This window comes from Roseobacter sp. HKCCA2468, from assembly GCF_037805105.1.
Classification (GTDB): domain Bacteria; phylum Pseudomonadota; class Alphaproteobacteria; order Rhodobacterales; family Rhodobacteraceae; genus M30B80.
The window spans coordinates 1,145,092-1,162,308 of the sequence record NZ_JBBLYN010000001.1; the positions used below are offsets into that span (position 1 = coordinate 1,145,092).

The following is a 17,217-nucleotide window of genomic DNA, read 5'->3' on the forward strand; positions in this document are numbered from 1 at the left end:
CGCTGATTCAAAGTTGGCGCAGCAGACCTGCGCCCGTATCCCTATTTTTTCAGATAAAACTGCGCACAAATAAAGGCCAGCACAAACAGAACACAGGCGAATCGGTGCCAGAATCGCCGCGCCGTTGTTTGCTATTTAACCACCTTCACCGGGCTTTTCGGAAAAGAGATCCATTTTGCCAGGCTTGCCATCCATCTCCTCTGCCTCGGGCAGTGGGTCTTTCTTGGTGATGATCACAGGCCATGCTTCTGACCATTTGCGGTTAAACTCAACCCACTGCTCCATATCTGGCTCAGTGTCGGGCCGGATCGCATCGGCAGGGCATTCAGGCTCGCAGACGCCACAATCGATGCATTCGTCTGGATGGATGACCAACATATTCTCGCCCTCGTAGAAGCAATCCACGGGGCATACCTCAACGCAGTCTGTATATTTGCAGGCAATGCAATTGTCGGTCACGACATAGGTCATAGGGTCATCACTCTTTTCAAAAGATCATGCGGCATGGGTTTACTGCCCTGTCGCGCATCATTCAAGCACCCCTTGGCGCAAAGAAATAGCCTGTCGCCTTTCGCGTTTTGAGGGGCGTCCATGTCCCTCCATCTGGGGCTTTTCTGGAACAGTTTCTTTGATCTCGCTCAAATCGGCATAACAGGCCTGCGCCTCCGAGGCGGGGCCGCGGCGGACGGGCAAGGATATAACCCGCACCACGCGCACCGTCTGGCCTTGAGCGAAGGTCAGAACGTCCCCCGCGCCGATGGCAGTTGCGGGTTTGGTAACCCGCGCGCTGTTCACCCGCACCGCCCCCTCCTCAACAATACGGGTAGCGAGGCTGCGGGTTTTGAAGAACCGCGCGTGCCATAGCCATTTATCAATCCGCAAGGTCGGGCGGGGTTGGGTCAACCTTTCTCCTTCAGACCCATCAAGGCCTGCGCAAATGGGTTATCGGGATCAATGCGATCTTTTTTCTCAGGCTTGGCGCTGAAACTGCGCGCGGCCTCGGGCTTGCCGCCCTGACCCTTCCCTTTGGGCCCGCGCTGCGGCTTTCCACCTTTGCGCGGAGGCCGTCCTGATCCATCCGCCTCACCCGCACCTTCGCGGCGCGGGTTTGGTTTACGATCCCGCCGTGGTGGCGCCCATTTGAAGTTATAGAAAACTTCCATCTCTGGGGCATCTTCTGGGGCATCGGGTGCAGCAGCATCTGCCACCTGTGGCACTTCGGCGGTTGGCTCAGGGGTGGTTTCACTGGGTTCCGCATCCGTGGCGGCATCAGGCGCTACGATCTCGGCGGGGGCATCAACCACCGCCTTAACCTTCACCCGTTCGCCCCTCTCAGCGCGATAGCCAAGACCTGTCATCAAATCCGCGAATTGCTCCAGCGTGAGGCCCGTGATGGACAGCATATCTGCATTGCCCTCGAACCCTGCGCGGCTGTCTTCCTTGCGCAGCATGTCAGCGAGACGTTCAAGCATATCAATACGGATCGCACGCGTGCCAGCGGGACGGTAACCTGACATTGTGAAATACCCCTCTGGCGCTTCTGCGTCATTGAGAATTGTCACGAGCCCCGGAGGGGGGCTTTCGGGGAATTGATCCAACTTGCCCGCCAACGCCCATAGAACCAAGCGCAGCCGTGTCGGCGCGGGTTTTAGCAAGGCAGGCATGAACACGGTGAACTGACCAAAGCGCACCCCATGTTTGCGCAAGAGCGCGCGTGCCTCTTGATCAAGGGCTTTGACATCTTCTGCGACATCGCTGCGCGGCAAGATACCCATGGCCTCAGACAGGCGGAAGGCAAAACCGCGCGCAAGCCCCGTGATGCCCTCATCTTTTTGCATCGCCAACATAGGCTCAAACAGGGCCGCAATTTTGCGATCAATAAAATGCTGCAAGCGCCGCTGCACTTTCTGGATAACCTCAGGGCCAGCATCCTCGTCCACAAAGGCCTCAGCCACGGGGCGTGTTGCGTCACTGCCAAGGGTGAGTTTGCCAACCGCCGATTGGCCCCACATCAGCCCACCTTGCTCGGTGAAGTCAAATTCCGTGTCGGGCGCATTATACAGACGATCTGCGCGCAGATGCAGCTCGGGCTTGAGGGCAGCCACGGCGGCTTGGCGCAAAGTTTTCGCCTCATCAGGGGTGGCGGCACTATCTTGGCGGAAGCGGAACCCGTCCAAACGACCAATGAATTGGCCCTCTACGGTGACTTCCCCGTTTTCATTCACTTCGGCCACAAGGCTCTCCTTCTGTTTCAATCGCCGCATCAAAACCGATGTGCGCCGATCGACAAATCTTTGGGTCAGTCGCTCATGGAGCGCATCTGACAAGCGGTCTTCTACCGCACGGGTTTCCTCGCGCCAATACGCGACATCATCCACCCAAGCAGCACGTTGTGCGACAAATGTCCATGTGCGGATATAAGCCAAGCGTTTCGATAATGTGTCAATGTCGCCATCTTGCCGATCAATCCGCTTTACCTGCCGCGCAAGCCAATCATCAGGCACTCGGCCCAATTCATGCAAATATTGAAAGATACCCGCTAAGAGGCTGCTATGCTCAGCGGGGCTAATCCCCCGAAAATCAGGGATACAGCATACATCCCACAAAAGCCGCACATCTTGGGCATCTCTGATCCGATGGGTCACATCGGCCCGTTCCGAAAGCGTCCGCAGCGCGATAACATCATCGGCTGCACGCGCCCGCGTCAGCCATTCATTGTCGGTTTGCGCCTCTAAAGACATCAAAAGACGCGAAATTGATCCAAATGACAGGCGACTGTTGCGCCATTGCAATTTGCGGATAGGGGCAAAACGATGCTCGGTGATGGCTTTGGCCACTTCATCATCTAATGGGCTTGCCTCGCCCGTGACACCAAATGTGCCTGGCAAAGTATGACGGCCCGCGCGACCCGCGATCTGGCCCAATTCATTCGGGGCCAAATCGCGCATCTTGCGGCCATCAAATTTGCGCAGACCCGAAAAGGCCACGTGCTTGATATCCAGATTAAGCCCCATGCCAATGGCATCGGTCGCCACCAGAAATTCAACATCGCCGTTTTGATACAAATCGACCTGTGCATTGCGTGTGCGCGGGCTAAGCGCACCCATCACAACCGCAGCACCGCCCTTTTGGCGGCGCAAAAGCTCGGCAATGGCATAGACGTTTTCAACCGAAAACCCGACAATGGCCGAGCGCGGCGACATACGCGACAGTTTCTTTGAACCAGTATAGGTCAGTTCAGAAAAGCGTTCTCGGCTCAGGAATTGCGCCTTCGGCACAAGCGCCGCGATTGCGCCCCGCATCGTATCTGCGCCCAGAAACAACGTCTCATGCAGGCCCCGCGCGTGAAGCAAGCGATCGGTAAAGACATGGCCCCGCTCTGGATCAGCACAAAGTTGGATTTCATCCACAGCCAAAAAATCGCATGCGTGATTTGTGGGCATCGCCTCGACTGTGCAGACCCAATATTGCACGCGGTCAGGGATTATGCGCTCCTCACCCGTGATCAGCGCGACCACGGAAGGGCCGCGTATGGCCACGATGCGATCATAGACTTCGCGCGCCAAGAGGCGCAAAGGCAGGCCAATCACGCCAGTGCGATGCGCCAACATCCTCTCGATGGCGTAATGGGTTTTGCCCGTATTGGTGGGGCCTAATACGGCAGCGATCCGCCCTTGGCCCATCAATGTGCCCGTCATGCCGCCCATCTTGCCCGTTTTAGGCAGAGCCCTGCCCGCCTCTTGCCTAGAGGCTGATTCCTTCAAGCTGGCGCTCCAGCCGCTCCACCGCCTGTTCTAGGTCGGGGCGATGCGGATGTATAGCGCGCGCGGCACGAAAAGCGTCCAAAGCATGGGAATAGGCCTCCACCTGCTCCATGATCATGCCCAATCCCGTGAGCGCCCCAAAATGATTGGGGTTCAGGGCCAAAGTGCGCGCGATATCATCAAGGCTTGGGCCATAATCGCCCATTTCATAAAATAGGGTCGCGCGCGCGTTCCAGCCTTCCGCAAATTCAGGCGCATGATCGGTCAAGGCCGTCAAATGGGTCAATGCAGCGGAATAATCCCCCCGCGCCATGGCCTGCCTGCCACGGCGCAGCAACAAATCCATCGCGGGAGAGCCCGAGCGCGACCAAAGGTTTAGGATTTCGGCTTCGACCCGTTCCCAATCGGGCAAAACGGGGCTTTGCAACTCGCTCAACAGCGAGGCGAGCCTTGCATCGGATGCAGCCTCCTCACTGGGTGCAGCAGGGGCAGATTGTGCGAGGGCAGCACCGCAGAGGGCCGTATTTATTGAAAATACCGCGATCAGGATGTTGAAGCTGATCCGAAATAGCCACATCATAGGTGAGAAGTTAGCAGCCAATCACGGGACATCCAGTCCTGATTTTCAAAATCCTTGCGGTGAGGCCGCGTTATGAAAGAGAAATTCCAATGTCCGATTTGATTGCCGCAGCCGTGGATGCAATCGCCAAAAAACTGGTCAAACCTTACGATGGCGCGGCAAAATTCGTGATCGAGGGGGCAGGCTGCGTGATTATCCAAGGCGCAGACGTGCGCCCCAGTGACGAGGCTGAACCTGCCGATGTGACCATGCGTGCATCATCAGAGGTGTTCCAAGACATCCTCGCAGGGCGATTAAACCCCGCCATGGCATTTATGTCAGGCAAACTTAAACTTGAGGGCGATATGAGTGCCGCCATGCGCCTTGGTGGGGTTCTGGCGTGACACCTCCCCCGTTTTACGGCGCAGATCGGCCCGAGGATATACGTTGGATCACCGCCGCAGACGGCAAACGCCTACGGGCGGGCCATTGGCCGAAGGGGCAAAAGGGAACAATTCTTTTGTTCACGGGGCGCACCGAATTCCTTGAGAAATACACGGATGCGGCCCAAACTTTTGCCGCGCTTGGATGGGGGATGGCCTCGCTTGATTGGCGGGGTCAAGGCCTTTCGGCGCGGTTGCTAGAAGATCCACAAATCGGTCATGTGGGTGATTTTTCCGAATATCAACGCGATGTGGATGCGTTTGTTGACTATTGCACGCGTTGCGATTTACCCAAGCCATGGGTCATGTTCGCCCATTCTATGGGCGGCGCTATCGGCCTGCGCGCCCTTCACAACGGGTTCCGCCCGGCGGCTGCGGTGTTCTCAGCGCCAATGTGGGACATTCAACTGCGCCCCGTCTTGCGGATCTTGGCAAAGCTCGCCTATTTCATCGCCAAGCCGATTGGCCTTGCCGCGCGCTACGCGCCCACGCAAGGCCCGCATGAGCCGATGGATTTGGAAGGCAATCCCCTAACCCATGATCCGGCGCGTCTCGATTGGATGAAGGAACAAGCTAAGGCAGACCCGCTGCTGACCCTTGGGGGGCCATCCATTTCATGGGTCTATCATGCCTTGGCCGAGTGTCAGGCCCTTGCCGCACTGCCTGCGCCAAAAGGTGTTCCGACCCTTGGCTTTGTCGGCACGGATGAGCGCGTGGTCTCGCGCGAGAGAATTGCAGAGATCATGGCAACATGGCCTGATGGTCAGTTTCTTGAAATTGAAGGCGCCGCGCATGAGGTGTTGATGGAAACAGATCCCCTGCGCGATCAAGCCTTGCGCGCCATAGCCCAGATTTTGGGGCGCGTTGCCCCTTAAGGGCGATGCGGGGCAATCTGCCCTTGGGATAACACCACCACCCGATCCATGCGCGCAGCCAAGGCGTGGTTATGAGTGGCCACAAGCGCGGCCATGTTGGAGGCGCGCACGAGATCAAGCAGCATATCAAACACCATATCCGCCGTATCAGGATCAAGATTGCCAGTTGGCTCATCCGCCAAAAGCATCCGTGGTGCATTGGCCAAAGCACGGCAAATTGCCACGCGTTGCTGCTCGCCTCCCGACATTTGGGCGGGACGATGCTGCGCCCTTTGAGAGAGGCCAACACGATCAAGCAAGGCGGCGGCGCGTTCCCGCGCGGCCCCCTCACCATGGCCAAGGGCCAATTGTGGCAGCACGATATTCTCAAGCGCGCTGAATTCAGGCAAGAGATGGTGAAATTGATACACAAACCCCAGATCGCGGCACCGCGCGGCACTGCGCGCCGCATCAGTCGCGCGCGCCATGGCCTGACCGCAGAGATCAACCTGCCCCGCGTCAGGCGTATCAAGCAGGCCCGCGATATGCAAAAGCGTGGATTTACCAGCGCCTGACGGCGCAATGAGCCCAACAATCTCGCCTGCATGAATGCGCAGATCCGCACCCGACAGAACACGCGTCTCATTGGGGCGACCAAGGTTATAGGACTTTTCCACCCCCTCAAGGCGCAGCACAGGCTGATCACTCATAACGCAGTGCCTCCACAGGGTTCATTCGCGCCGCACGGCGCGCAGGGAAAATCGTCACCAAAAATGACAACCCAAGCGACAGGGACATGGCGGAAAGAATATCGCCCATCTCCAATCGGGCAGGCAATTGCGACAGATATCGAACCGAAGGATCCCAGACCCCGCCCCCTGCCATCCAATTCACGGCAGCAAAAATGGGATCAATATAAATCGCAAAGGCCGAGCCAAGGGCCACGCCACATAGCGTTCCCGCCACCCCTACAGAGGCCCCGCAAATGAAAAAGACGCGCAAAATCGCCCCTTGCGTGAGGCCAACTGTTCGCAAAATCCCAATATCGCGCCCCTTGTTTTTAACCAACATGATAAGGCCCGAAACAATATTGAGCGTGGCAATCATCACGAGGATCGACAAGATGATGAACATCACATTGTCCTCCATTTGCAACGCTTGCAAAAAGGCGCCAGAACTGTCTTCCCACGTCCACGCTGTGGCCATGGGCCCCGCTGCACCTAGCACAGGGGTCACGGCCGCGTTTGCTTGTTCGGGGTCGTCCAGCATCACATCGATGCGATCAACCAGACCTTCGCGGTTAAAATAGGGCTGCGCTTGATCAAGTGGCATATAGACCCGCACACGGTCGATATCGAAACGGCCCACTTGGAAAATATAGACCACTTCAGCATTCACAATGCGCGGGCTTGTGCCAAAAGCAGTGCGCGCGCCATCGGGCGAAATCAGGCGGATTTGATCTCCAACCACCACCCCCAATTCCCGCGCCACGCCCGAGCCGATGGCGACACCTTGATCAAATTGATCCAGATTGCCCCAGGCGCGTTCAGGGTCCGCGACAAGGGGCAGACTGCGCAAATCTGCGCCTGTGATCCCCACAACCTCAACGCCTGCATTGCGGCCAAAAGCGGCGGCCATGACCTGCCCCGTCACCACCGGGGCCACATGGGCCACGCCATCTAGCGTTGCAATTGCCGAAGCAATATCTGTGTAATCTGAAATCTCACGGCTCATCGCGCCTGTTGCGCTGTAATTGGGCGCACCATAGACTGAAATATGCGGGTTCGCGCCCAAAATCGTGCCAACAAATTCATGTCGAAACCCCGCCCGCACCGAGAGGGTCGCAATCAGCGCCGCCACGGCCAAAGCGATGCCAAGAAAGCTGATCCATGTCATCGCGGACACGCCCCCCTCAGCACGGCGGGCGCGCAGGTAGCGCAAGGCGATCATAAATTCAAACCGCGCAAACGGGCGCGGGGAACGCGGTGCAGGGTTGGCGGTGGCAGCGGTGGTCATGACCACTCCTTCGCTGGGCTTCCTTGCCCTGATTTAGGCCTTCTTAAGGCGCTCTACAACTTGGCTCGCGTTTTCGTCAGGCGGAAACACGGGATAGATCACATCTTCGATCACCCCATCGCGACAGATCAGGGTCAAGCGTTTCAACAACACCTCCCCCGCGACCTCAAAACTGGGCAGCCGCAGCGCATCGCGCAGTGCAAGCCCCTGATCCGATAGCATCGCATAGGGCAAATGCAGACGCAGAACCGCCTCAGCCTGATAGGCGCTGTCTTGGGTTGAAAGGCCAAAAAGATGATCGACCCCAAGCGCGCGCAAATCTGCGTAAAGATCACGAAACGCGCAAGATTGGGGGGTGCAACCCCGCGCGCCGGGTATGTCATTCCACCCGTCTGGCAGCGCGACATCAGGCCGTCCCGTGCGCGGATAGGCGAAGATCACGCTCCGCCCCTGAAGCGCCGCCAAAGAGACGACCGCCCCATCAGTGGCAGGCAAAGATACATCAGGCAAGGTCATACCGCGCAAGTGATCTGCCGCACCATCATCAACAGGCGCAGGGATGGTTGACCAATCAATCTCAAGCCCGTGCTTGGCAGATGCAGACATGGCCGCGCTCCTCAGTTCTGGATATGCCCGAAATGCGGGGCGTAAATCTCGACCAAGCGCGCAATCGCATCTTCTGGCTTCATCTCAACGCTTTCACCCGTGCGCCGCGAGGTCAATTCAACCACACCATTGGCAAGGCCACGCGGGCCAACAGTGATGCGCCATGGCAGGCCGATCAAGTCCATCGTGGCGAATTTGCCCCCTGCCCGCTCGGCGCGATCATCATAAAGCGGCTCTAGACCCTTGGCACTGAGGGTGCTGTAAATCTCGTCACAGGCTGCATCTGCGGCAGCATCACCCTGCTTGAGATTGACAATCCCGCAATGGAACGGGGTCACGCCTTCGGGCCAGATGATGCCATTATCATCATGGTTGGCTTCAATGATCGCACCCAAAAGACGGCTCACGCCGATGCCATGGCTGCCCATATGGACGGGCACACGATTGCCATCACGATCTGAGACAACAGCCCCCATTGCCTCTGAATATTTTGTGCCAAAATAGAAAATCTGGCCCACCTCAATCCCGCGCGCCACGCGCTGGCGCGCTTCGGGCACTTGCGCGAAAATCTCGGCATCATGTGTTTCATCTGTGCGCGCATAGCGGCTTGTGAATTCCTCCAGCACGCTTTGGCACTGGTCGACATTGTCGTAATCAATATCCCGATCACCAAAACGCAGATCCGTGATTTCGCTGTCATAGAATACCTCAGACTCGCCCGTCTCGGCCAGAACAAGGAATTCATGGGTGTAATCGCCGCCAATTGGGCCGCCATCAGCGCGCATCGGGATTGCTTGCAGCCCCATACGTTCATAGCTGCGCAGGTAACTGACCAAATGGCGGTTATAGGCGTGCAGCGCATCCTCTTTGGTCAGATCGAAATTATACCCGTCCTTCATCAAGAATTCGCGGCCCCGCATGACACCGAAACGCGGGCGGATTTCATCGCGGAATTTCCACTGGATATGATAGAGCGTCAGCGGCAAATCCTTGTAACTGCCGACATGGGCGCGGAAGATATCAGTGATCAATTCCTCATTGGTCGGGCCATAGAGCATATCGCGGCCATGGCGGTCTGTGATGCGCAGCATTTCTTGGCCGTAATCATCATAGCGTCCGCTCTCGCGCCAAAGATCGGCAGATTGCAAGGTGGGCATCAACATCGGAATATGGCCTGCGCGCACCTGCTCTTCATGCACGATCGTCTCGATCCGCTTGAGAACCTTATAACCCAAAGGAAGCCAGCTATAGATCCCCGCGCTGGCCTGTTTGATCATGCCTGCGCGCAGCATCAAGCGGTGGCTTGCAATCTGCGCCTCGGAGGGCGTTTCTTTCAGGACGGGCAGGAAATAGCGGGTCAGGCGCATAGCGATCCTCATGGATTATGGTGATGCGCCCTCTCAATCAGGCGCAATACGTTTGACAAAACCGCTTAGGCCATCATCCGCGATGCGGCAAGGGGCCTGTCGCCAAGATGCTAATGTGTGCTGTTGGAAAAAAGCTGCACCACCACAATGCCGCCCACGATCATGCCAATCCCAATGATGCCCGCAAGGTCAAGTTTTTGCCCATAAACCCACAGGCCCACCAGTGCGATTGCGGCAATCCCTGCCCCTGACCAAATCGCATAGGCCACGGCCAAATCAAAAACCCGCAAGGCCTGTGAAAGCATGACAAAGGCCAAGCCGTAACTGATCACAACCACCACAGATGGCAAAACCCGTGTGAACCCATCAGAGGCCTTGAGCGCACTTGTTCCCGCAACTTCGGCGCATATCGCGATGGTAAGATAGATCCAATGCATGGGTTAAGCTGCCTTCTACCCCAGAGCGGGTTAATCAAAGAAGGGCATCGGATCGATGGCTTCGAACCCGCGCCGCACCTCAAAATGCAAGAAGGACGGCGAACCTGGCCCAACCTCGGCAATGGTTTGACCGCGGCTGACACGATCCCCGCGCGAGACGGTGATGTCGCGGATATTGGCGTAAACGGTCAGCAACCCATCGGCATGGCGCAAAACCAAGATCGGCACTTGATCCGTATCTTGGGTAATCGCCGCCACTTCGCCCGCCTCGGCTGCGCGCACGGGCGTGCCAACCGCCGAGGCGATATCAACCCCCTCATTGCTGGCCGAGAAGGCACGGATGATATTGCCAGAGACGGGGCGCAACAAAGCCCCCCCTGCATCTGCTACTGCGGGCGCGGCTGCCTGCGGCTGTGCAGCAGGTGCAGGTGCGGGTGCGCTGCTTGGGGTCGCGGGGCGCGGCGCAGGCGCAGTGCTGCTTGCAGGTGCCGCCGCGCTTTGTTGCGCAGGCAGCGTTTCGCTGGTGATGGGGGCTGGCAAAGCTTGGCTTGCAGAAGGCGGTGGGGGTGGGGTCGAGGCACCTGGCACCGCCCCATCGGCAATATTGCCTGTGGCGGTTTCAAGGGCCAACGGAATGATGAGATACTGCCCCTCGCGCACCTCGAGATCGGGGCCAAGCCCGTTCCAATCCGACAAGGCGCGCACAGACACGTTGTAAAGACGCGCAATAGAATAGGCCGTTTCCCCGCGTGTCACGCGGTGGCGCACAGGCTCTTGACCAGATTGCACGGCGGGCGATTGCGGGCTGCGTGTCTCAGCTGCATCAATGGCCGAGCTTGCAATCTGCGTGATGTCACGCCCCGCACCGCCACTGCCCACACGCGCATCGCGCGGCAAGGCCAAAATCTCGTTCGGGCGCAGCGGATCATCCGCTGTGCGGCCATTGAACCGCGCCAAGCTGTCCGCATCAATACCGATGCGCGATGCCACGCTGCGCACTGTGTCACCAGACCGCGCGACAGCAAGCTGATAATTGGGATAGGTGATTAGCCCTTGCGCATCAGGTTCAGGCCGTGGGGCTGTGGCGCTGACATCCGTGTTGGAAATTGCATTTCCACGGAAATCAAAATCTAAATCGCTGACCGCACCAACGCAGCCCGACAACAGCGCAGCGCTCAGCCCGAAGGCGAGAATATTGGTCACAGGCAAGTGGCGCGCCACCGAAAATTTGCGTTTCATCATCTGCTCTTTCAGCTTCTGGCCGCTCAGCCAGAGGGAGGGCATCGGTTTCACCGCTGCACGTTCTTTACGCTCAACTATATATCAAAGATGCGGGTCGTTTCTACCCTTTGTCCCGCGTTATTGCGCGCTTTATGCCTCGGCCAAGCCTTCGACAAGCGGGACAAAGCGCACAGGCATCAATTCTTCGTAGTCAAACCCGTCCTCATGGCGCACAACCTTGATCAGGCTTTGCACCTGATCGGATTGCCCCACAGGCAGCACCATTATGCCGCCCACCTTCAGCTGCGCCAATAAGGGTGTCGGCGGGTCCTCGGCCGCGGCTGTGACGAGGATACGATCAAACGGGGCTTGTTCCTCCATCCCAAAACACCCGTCCCCTGTCACAACAGTGACATTGGGAATACCAAGCGCCGTGATCACCTCTTGCGCGGCTCGGGTCAGGTTGCGATGGCGGTCGATCGTGTAGACGCGGCGCGCCAGATGCGACAGCACCGCAGCCTGATATCCAGACCCTGTACCAATTTCCAAAACCTTATCACGTTCGTTCACCTCAAGGGCTTGGGTCATCAACCCCACCACGGAGGGTTGCGAGATGGTCTGACCCGAGGCAATCGGCAAGGGCATATCTTCATAGGCCCGATCCGCGAAATGGCCGCGCACAAACATGCCGCGATCGACTTTTTCCATAGCCGCCAAAACACGCGCATTGCTGATCCCCTTGGAGCGCAAGGTGAACAGAAACTGCATTTTGCGTTCGGCCAGATCGCTCATATTGGATCACTCAAGGCGGGATTTCAAATCTGACAGCGCATCATGGGCGGTCAAATCTGCGCGCATTGGCGTGATTGAGATATAACCTGCCAAATTGGCATGGGCATCCGTATCGGGCTGGGTCGGCATATCTTGCGCGCCGCCCTTGATCCACAAAAAGCGGCGCTGGTTGGGGGCGATCATAGCCTCGACTTTAAAGCTTGTTTCGCGGCGAAAGCCCTGCGCAACAACGCGGCGCCCTTTTACATCTGCTGCGGCAACGGGTGGGAAATTCACGTTATAAAACAGCCGATAATCATTTTGATCCCAATGCGCCTGCTGCCACAACGCGCGCAAAAGATCTGCGCCATGCGCCTCGGCAGCCTCAAACGGGTTTTCAAGATGGGCATTTTGCGGCCCGAAATATTGCGACAATGCGATTGCAGGCAAGCCCTGCAAGGCCGCCTCCATCGCACCGCCAATCGTGCCAGAGTAGAGCACGTTCTCAGCAGAATTATTGCCGCGATTGATGCCAGACAAAACCAAATCTGGCGGGCTGTCTTGCAGCACATCGTAAAGCCCCGCTAAAACGCAATCCGCAGGCGTGCCTTCAGCGGCAAATTTTTTGGGGCCAAGTTCAGCGATCATCGTAGGATGCACATAGGAGATGCAATGTGCGACACCTGACTGCTCAAAGGCAGGGGCAACCGTCCAAACTTCGCCTTCAGGGCCTGCGAGATCAGTTGCGATTTTGTAAAGGCTGGCCAGACCCGGCGCGTTGATGCCATCGTCATTGGTAATCAGAATTCGCATCAATCGCACTCCTTCACGGCTATCGTTCTATGGGTGTTGTTAGCGAAGGGGGCGGCGCACGACAAGGGCAGAGCTGCGCTGTGAGGATCGTCTAACTGATCCGAAGCGCATGATTGCGCCGCGCCGTGTAGATCGCCGAAGCGGCGGCGCCAATAGCGCAAGCGAGCATCAAATAAATCAGCGGATAGGCCTGATCCGATTGAGACAGAATGATGCCCGAAAGCGCGGAAAGGCTGGCCCCACCCGCCAACATAATCGAGCCACCAAGCCCCGAAGCCGTGCCCGCCAGATCAGGTCGGATGGACATCATCCCAGATGTTGCATTCGGCAGCACCATCCCATTTCCAAGGCCAACAAAGGTCATTGAGCCAAAAAAGACCAGTGCGGTTTTATAGCCCAAGAAAAACAGACCCAAGCCCGTGCTAAGACCTGCAACGGTGATCAGTGCGCCCCATAGGATCATGCGATCAACGCCCACGCGCACTGAGAAGCGCCCCGATATAAAATTACCAAAGAAATAACCCAAAGCGGGCGCGCCAAAAAACAGGCCAAGCAATGCAGGCTCTAGACCGAAGATGCGCGCGCCCACCAAGGGCGCACCGCCCAAATAGGCAAAAAAAGCGCCGGAGGCCAAAGTGCTCGATAAGCTATAGCCCCAAAAGCGGCGCGAAAGCAGCAAAGTGGGGTATTGCGCGAATTGATCCCGCAAGCGCCCCTCCCCCTTGCGCGCGGTCTCGCCCAAATCAGCCCATGCCAAGAGCAAGATCACGAGGCCTGCGCCGAATAAGAGCCAGAAATTGGCCTTCCATCCGAAGGCTTGCCCCAAAGCGCCGCCGATGACGGGGCCAACCATTGGAACAATCGCCATACCCATGGTGACATACCCAATCATCGAGGCCGCTTGATCCCGAGGGTAAAGGTCACGCACCACAGCCCGTCCCAACACCAAACCCACAACAACGCTGGCTTGGATCATGCGAAACACCAAAAACGTGATGACATCTGGCGCCCAAAGGCACCCCAAACTGGCCAAGCAATAAATCGCCACCCCAACAAGCATCACAGGCCTGCGGCCATAGCGATCAGAGAGCGGGCCAACCAACAGCTGCAAGGCCGCGTTCACCCCCAAATAAAGCGCCACAGAAAGCTGAACCACACCGTATTCTGCCCCGAAATACTCGGCCATCTGCGGCAGAGACGGCAGAAATACATTCATCGACAACGCGCCCAAGCCCGTGAGCACGATCAATGTGAAAATGGATGGGGCCGTGCTGCGATCCAAGAACCGCTGCGGAGGGATGTGAGACATAGCTCATCGCTAAGCCTGTTTGACTAAACTGTCTAGTTCAAAATCTGCACATGGCGGCAACGCCTCTAATATTTGCAGATTTGCAAAATCATTAAAAGCAAAGCGAAGTAATTTGCAAATATGCCAGAGAAGACTCGCCCGACCACATCAGATTGCGTAAGGTCAACGGAATTGTGAGACCGCCCCATGACGCGGCACGAAGGAGGATCGCCTGATGAAGGATATTTTGCAACAGCTTGAGGATCGCCGCGCGGAGGCGCGTTTGGGGGGCGGGCAAAAGCGCATTGATGCCCAGCACAGCAAAGGCAAGCTGACCGCACGCGAACGGATCGAACTGTTGCTCGATGAAGGCTCCTTCGAAGAATATGATATGTTCATCACCCATCGCTGCACCGATTTTGGGATGGCCGAAAGCAAGCCACGCGGCGATGGGGTGATCACGGGATGGGGCACCATCAATGGCCGCTTGGTCTATGTGTTTAGCCAAGACTTTACCGTGCTTGGCGGTTCCGTATCGGAAACCCACGCGCAGAAAATCTGCAAAATTATGGATATGGCCATGCAAAACGGCGCGCCTGTGATCGGCATGAACGACTCAGGCGGTGCGCGCATTCAAGAAGGGGTTGCCTCCTTGGCCGCCTATGGCGAGATTTTCCAACGCAATATTGAGGCCTCAGGCGTTGTTCCGCAGATCAGCTTGATCATGGGGCCCTGTGCGGGCGGTGCGGTCTATAGCCCCGCGATGACTGATTTTATCTTCATGGTCAAAGACAGCTCTTACATGTTCGTCACAGGGCCAGATGTTGTGAAAACTGTGACCAACGAGGTCGTCACAGCCGAAGAATTGGGCGGCGCCTCAACACATACCAAGAAAAGCTCGGTCGCGGATGCCGCCTTTGAAGATGACGTTCAGGCCATCTCAGAAGTGCGCCGATTGATTGATTTCCTTCCGCTATCCAACCGCGAAAAACCCCCAGTCCGCCCCTTCTATGATACGCCCAATCGGATTGAAGAGAGCCTTGATACGCTAGTCCCCGACAACCCCAACACGCCCTATGATATGAAAGAGCTGATCGAAAAGGTCGCGGATGAGGGCGATTTTTACGAGATCCAAGAAAATTTCGCGAAAAACATTATAACGGGCTTTATCCGCCTTGAGGGGCAGACCGTGGGTGTCGTTGCCAATCAGCCGATGGTGCTGGCGGGTGTTCTTGATATCGACTCGAGCCGCAAAGCCGCCCGCTTCGTGCGCTTTTGTGACTGCTTCGAGATCCCGATCCTGACCTTGGTGGATGTTCCAGGCTTCCTGCCAGGCACGAAGCAGGAATATGACGGGGTGATCAAGCACGGCGCGAAGCTGCTCTTTGCCTATGGCGAGGCGACCGTGCCAAAAGTCACGGTCATCACCCGCAAGGCCTATGGGGGCGCTTATGTCGTGATGGCCTCGAAACATCTGCGCGCCGATGTCAATTACGCGTGGCCCACCTCAGAGGTGGCCGTTATGGGCGCGAAAGGTGCCACCGAGATCCTCTATCGTTCCGAATTGGGCGACGCCGCAAAAATCGCGCAGCGCACCAAAGATTATGAGGATCGGTTCGCCAATCCTTTCGTGGCCGCAGAGCGCGGGTTCATTGACGAGGTGATCCAACCGCAATCCACCCGCAAGCGCGTTTGCAAAGCCTTTGCCATGCTTCGCAGCAAAAAGCGCAGCATGCCATGGAAGAAGCACGACAATATCCCGCTCTAGGACAGAACGGCCCATCATGGACATGAAAATCATGTTTAATTTATATTGGGAATTTCCTTTGACTGCGTATATGATGCGCTTAAGCCATGAGTTCATGGCCAAAGCGTTGCGCGAATTCGGAAGCGAATTTGCGCCTATAACAAAGTTGAGGAGAGCAAGATGTCAGCGAGCATCAAAATTATTCTGGTTGCGGCAGGTTTGGCCAGCCTTGCAGGCTGTGCGCAACGCGCGCCTGTGCAAGACGAAGTCATCTATGTCGAGCCTGCGCCAATCATGCCAGAGCCTGTTTACAACAAATACCGCTGAACCGCGTTATAATAGGTTTGGGTTCACGATGGCCGCTCCTTACGAGGTGCGGCCATGATCAAACATCGCGGTTTCCCCTCGCGCCTTCCAGGCACCGATTATCACTTCACCATCCGCCGTGAAAGCCGTGAAGGGGCCACCCCCCTTAAGCGCCGCGAACGTTTTGCGGATCGCAAAGCCGCAGATCGCCGCGCAGATGTAGCTTTCATGGAGGCGTTGTGGCTCTATTTTGGCGAGGCCCCTTTCGAGCGGGGAAATCTCGATGCAGGTCGCCTGTCATGGCTCTTAGGGCGCGAAATCATCGCCGCCGAAGACCCATTTGATCCAGAAAGCTATGATGCGCTTTTGCGGATTGATGTGGCCCGCGCACAGGCCGCCTTCCCTGAAGCCTTTGATGGATCAGGCGTTTGGGAGGGGCGATCGGCATGAATCTGCCCATCTTCGACAGATTTCAGCAAATTGCCGCCGATGCCAAATCTGCGCCCGCTTCCCCGCTTGAAGCACGGCAGCCGCCTGCCCATATGATTGATCACGCAACGGATTTTACCTCCTATTCTAGCCGCTGCAGCGGGGCCCATACGGCCCCAAGATGTTCCATCTATTCCCCTTCGAAAGGGTCGGTGCGCCCCGCGCATCGACCCTCTAGGATTACATGGATAAACCATGTATTATTTTCGCATAGAGGCAGTCATCGGACAGGAGATCCAATATGCAAAAAACACTCAAACTCTTCGGCATCGTTCTGGTGGGCGCAATGCTTTCGGCTTGCGTCTCCTCAGATATTGAGCGCGCGGGCGTTGGCGCCGCTGCGGGGGCTGGTGCAGCTGTTATCTTGGATGGCGACATTGCCACAGGTGCCATTGTCGGCGCAGCAGGCGGTGCGCTTTGTGACGATGTGGGGCTGTGCCGCCGCTAACCCAGCGCAATACTTAAAAATTCAAATCGCCGCGTGTGGGGAAGCGCCCCGCACGCGGCTTTTTGTTTGAGACAGACGGCCAGCTTGG

At 57.1% G+C, this 17,217-nt stretch carries 19 protein-coding genes; 6 read left to right on the plus strand and 13 right to left on the minus strand.

All coding sequences use genetic code 11. The annotated features are described in order from the left end of the window. Positions 1-135: 135 nt before the first annotated feature. Genes fdxA through AAC620_RS05750 form a run of 4 tightly spaced genes read right to left on the minus strand, consistent with a single transcriptional unit; the run spans position 136 to position 4,344 of the window. Positions 136-471, minus strand: coding sequence for a ferredoxin FdxA (gene fdxA, locus AAC620_RS05735; protein WP_317656208.1), 336 nt, complete (start codon positions 469-471; stop codon positions 136-138). A gap of 57 nt (positions 472-528) precedes the next feature. Then, positions 529-903, minus strand: coding sequence for an RNA-binding S4 domain-containing protein (locus AAC620_RS05740; RefSeq protein WP_317656209.1), 375 nt, complete (start codon positions 901-903; stop codon positions 529-531). After that, the gene (locus AAC620_RS05745; protein ID WP_340243326.1) at positions 900-3,698 is read right to left on the minus strand and encodes a helicase-related protein; all 2,799 of its coding nucleotides are present in this window, start codon (positions 3,696-3,698) and stop codon (positions 900-902) included. Before AAC620_RS05745 ends, AAC620_RS05740 begins: the two co-directional genes overlap by 4 nt. A 46-nt stretch (positions 3,699-3,744) precedes the next feature. Then, entirely contained in the window at positions 3,745-4,344 is a 600-nt protein-coding gene (locus tag AAC620_RS05750; RefSeq protein ID WP_340243328.1) for a tetratricopeptide repeat protein, read from the minus strand. Between the two features lie 89 nt (positions 4,345-4,433). On the opposite strand from AAC620_RS05750, the gene AAC620_RS05755 reads away from it, so the two are divergent. Then, on the plus strand, positions 4,434-4,727 hold the full coding sequence (locus AAC620_RS05755) for an SCP2 sterol-binding domain-containing protein (protein WP_317656214.1): 294 nt from the start codon (positions 4,434-4,436) through the stop codon (positions 4,725-4,727). Next, positions 4,724-5,641: an alpha/beta hydrolase gene (locus AAC620_RS05760; protein WP_340243331.1), complete on the plus strand. Its 918-nt coding sequence runs from the start codon at positions 4,724-4,726 to the stop codon at positions 5,639-5,641. Before AAC620_RS05755 ends, AAC620_RS05760 begins: the two co-directional genes overlap by 4 nt. On the opposite strand, the gene AAC620_RS05765 is transcribed toward AAC620_RS05760, so the two are convergent. From AAC620_RS05765 to AAC620_RS05805, 9 genes are all read right to left on the minus strand, one after another. Then, positions 5,638-6,330 carry an ABC transporter ATP-binding protein gene (locus tag AAC620_RS05765; RefSeq protein WP_340243333.1) on the minus strand — a complete coding sequence of 231 codons (693 nt, stop codon included), beginning with the start codon at positions 6,328-6,330 and terminating at the stop codon, positions 5,638-5,640. The two genes, AAC620_RS05760 and AAC620_RS05765, sit on opposite strands and share 4 nt — an antisense overlap. Then, positions 6,323-7,636, minus strand: a complete 1,314-nt coding sequence (locus AAC620_RS05770; RefSeq protein ID WP_340243335.1) for a lipoprotein-releasing ABC transporter permease subunit — start codon at positions 7,634-7,636, stop codon at positions 6,323-6,325. The genes AAC620_RS05765 and AAC620_RS05770 overlap by 8 nt, the downstream gene beginning before the upstream one ends. Positions 7,637-7,669: 33 nt before the next feature. Continuing rightward, positions 7,670-8,242, minus strand: a complete 573-nt coding sequence (locus tag AAC620_RS05775; RefSeq protein WP_340243336.1) for a peroxiredoxin — start codon at positions 8,240-8,242, stop codon at positions 7,670-7,672. Between the two features lie 11 nt (positions 8,243-8,253). Beyond that, positions 8,254-9,609: a proline--tRNA ligase gene (gene proS / locus AAC620_RS05780; RefSeq protein ID WP_340243627.1), complete on the minus strand. Its 1,356-nt coding sequence runs from the start codon at positions 9,607-9,609 to the stop codon at positions 8,254-8,256. A 110-nt stretch (positions 9,610-9,719) separates the two neighbouring features. Next, positions 9,720-10,046, minus strand: a complete 327-nt coding sequence (locus AAC620_RS05785) for a DMT family transporter (RefSeq protein WP_340243338.1) — start codon at positions 10,044-10,046, stop codon at positions 9,720-9,722. Positions 10,047-10,076: 30 nt separating this feature from the next. Beyond that, the gene (locus AAC620_RS05790; RefSeq protein ID WP_317656223.1) at positions 10,077-11,285 is read right to left on the minus strand and encodes a peptidoglycan DD-metalloendopeptidase family protein; all 1,209 of its coding nucleotides are present in this window, start codon (positions 11,283-11,285) and stop codon (positions 10,077-10,079) included. Positions 11,286-11,417: 132 nt separating this feature from the next. Then, positions 11,418-12,059, minus strand: coding sequence for a protein-L-isoaspartate(D-aspartate) O-methyltransferase (locus AAC620_RS05795; protein WP_340243340.1), 642 nt, complete (start codon positions 12,057-12,059; stop codon positions 11,418-11,420). 6 nt (positions 12,060-12,065) lie between these two features. Beyond that, the gene (surE, locus tag AAC620_RS05800) at positions 12,066-12,851 is read right to left on the minus strand and encodes a 5'/3'-nucleotidase SurE (protein ID WP_340243341.1); all 786 of its coding nucleotides are present in this window, start codon (positions 12,849-12,851) and stop codon (positions 12,066-12,068) included. Between the two features lie 91 nt (positions 12,852-12,942). Continuing rightward, positions 12,943-14,160, minus strand: coding sequence for a multidrug effflux MFS transporter (locus tag AAC620_RS05805; protein ID WP_340243343.1), 1,218 nt, complete (start codon positions 14,158-14,160; stop codon positions 12,943-12,945). Between the two features lie 214 nt (positions 14,161-14,374). Here AAC620_RS05805 and AAC620_RS05810 point away from each other — a divergent pair, with 214 nt between their 5' ends. The 4 genes from AAC620_RS05810 to AAC620_RS05825 all read left to right on the plus strand — a co-directional run bounded on the left by AAC620_RS05810 (position 14,375) and on the right by AAC620_RS05825 (position 17,129). Beyond that, positions 14,375-15,907: an acyl-CoA carboxylase subunit beta gene (locus AAC620_RS05810; protein WP_340243345.1), complete on the plus strand. Its 1,533-nt coding sequence runs from the start codon at positions 14,375-14,377 to the stop codon at positions 15,905-15,907. Positions 15,908-16,066: 159 nt separating this feature from the next. Then, on the plus strand, positions 16,067-16,213 hold the full coding sequence (locus AAC620_RS05815; protein ID WP_317656231.1) for a hypothetical protein: 147 nt from the start codon (positions 16,067-16,069) through the stop codon (positions 16,211-16,213). Positions 16,214-16,267: 54 nt separating this feature from the next. Beyond that, positions 16,268-16,642 carry a hypothetical protein gene (locus tag AAC620_RS05820; RefSeq protein ID WP_340243347.1) on the plus strand — a complete coding sequence of 125 codons (375 nt, stop codon included), beginning with the start codon at positions 16,268-16,270 and terminating at the stop codon, positions 16,640-16,642. Positions 16,643-16,922: 280 nt separating this feature from the next. Then, positions 16,923-17,129: a hypothetical protein gene (locus AAC620_RS05825; protein WP_317656234.1), complete on the plus strand. Its 207-nt coding sequence runs from the start codon at positions 16,923-16,925 to the stop codon at positions 17,127-17,129. Positions 17,130-17,217 lie beyond the last annotated feature (88 nt).

Coding starts and splice junctions, on each gene's coding strand:
- proS (WP_340243627.1), bottom strand. CDS start 9,609: ATGCGCCTGACCCGCTATTTCCTGCCCGTCCTGAAAGAAACGCCCTCC.
- AAC620_RS05765 (WP_340243333.1), bottom strand. CDS start 6,330: ATGAGTGATCAGCCTGTGCTGCGCCTTGAGGGGGTGGAAAAGTCCTAT.
- fdxA (WP_317656208.1), bottom strand. CDS start 471: ATGACCTATGTCGTGACCGACAATTGCATTGCCTGCAAATATACAGAC.
- AAC620_RS05770 (WP_340243335.1), bottom strand. CDS start 7,636: ATGACCACCGCTGCCACCGCCAACCCTGCACCGCGTTCCCCGCGCCCG.
- AAC620_RS05750 (WP_340243328.1), bottom strand. CDS start 4,344: ATGATGTGGCTATTTCGGATCAGCTTCAACATCCTGATCGCGGTATTT.
- AAC620_RS05745 (WP_340243326.1), bottom strand. CDS start 3,698: ATGACGGGCACATTGATGGGCCAAGGGCGGATCGCTGCCGTATTAGGC.
- AAC620_RS05790 (WP_317656223.1), bottom strand. CDS start 11,285: ATGAAACGCAAATTTTCGGTGGCGCGCCACTTGCCTGTGACCAATATT.
- AAC620_RS05795 (WP_340243340.1), bottom strand. CDS start 12,059: ATGAGCGATCTGGCCGAACGCAAAATGCAGTTTCTGTTCACCTTGCGC.
- AAC620_RS05810 (WP_340243345.1), top strand. CDS start 14,375: ATGAAGGATATTTTGCAACAGCTTGAGGATCGCCGCGCGGAGGCGCGT.
- AAC620_RS05775 (WP_340243336.1), bottom strand. CDS start 8,242: ATGTCTGCATCTGCCAAGCACGGGCTTGAGATTGATTGGTCAACCATC.
- AAC620_RS05805 (WP_340243343.1), bottom strand. CDS start 14,160: ATGTCTCACATCCCTCCGCAGCGGTTCTTGGATCGCAGCACGGCCCCA.
- AAC620_RS05785 (WP_340243338.1), bottom strand. CDS start 10,046: ATGCATTGGATCTATCTTACCATCGCGATATGCGCCGAAGTTGCGGGA.
- AAC620_RS05820 (WP_340243347.1), top strand. CDS start 16,268: ATGATCAAACATCGCGGTTTCCCCTCGCGCCTTCCAGGCACCGATTAT.
- AAC620_RS05755 (WP_317656214.1), top strand. CDS start 4,434: ATGTCCGATTTGATTGCCGCAGCCGTGGATGCAATCGCCAAAAAACTG.
- surE (WP_340243341.1), bottom strand. CDS start 12,851: ATGCGAATTCTGATTACCAATGACGATGGCATCAACGCGCCGGGTCTG.
- AAC620_RS05825 (WP_317656234.1), top strand. CDS start 16,923: ATGCAAAAAACACTCAAACTCTTCGGCATCGTTCTGGTGGGCGCAATG.
- AAC620_RS05815 (WP_317656231.1), top strand. CDS start 16,067: ATGTCAGCGAGCATCAAAATTATTCTGGTTGCGGCAGGTTTGGCCAGC.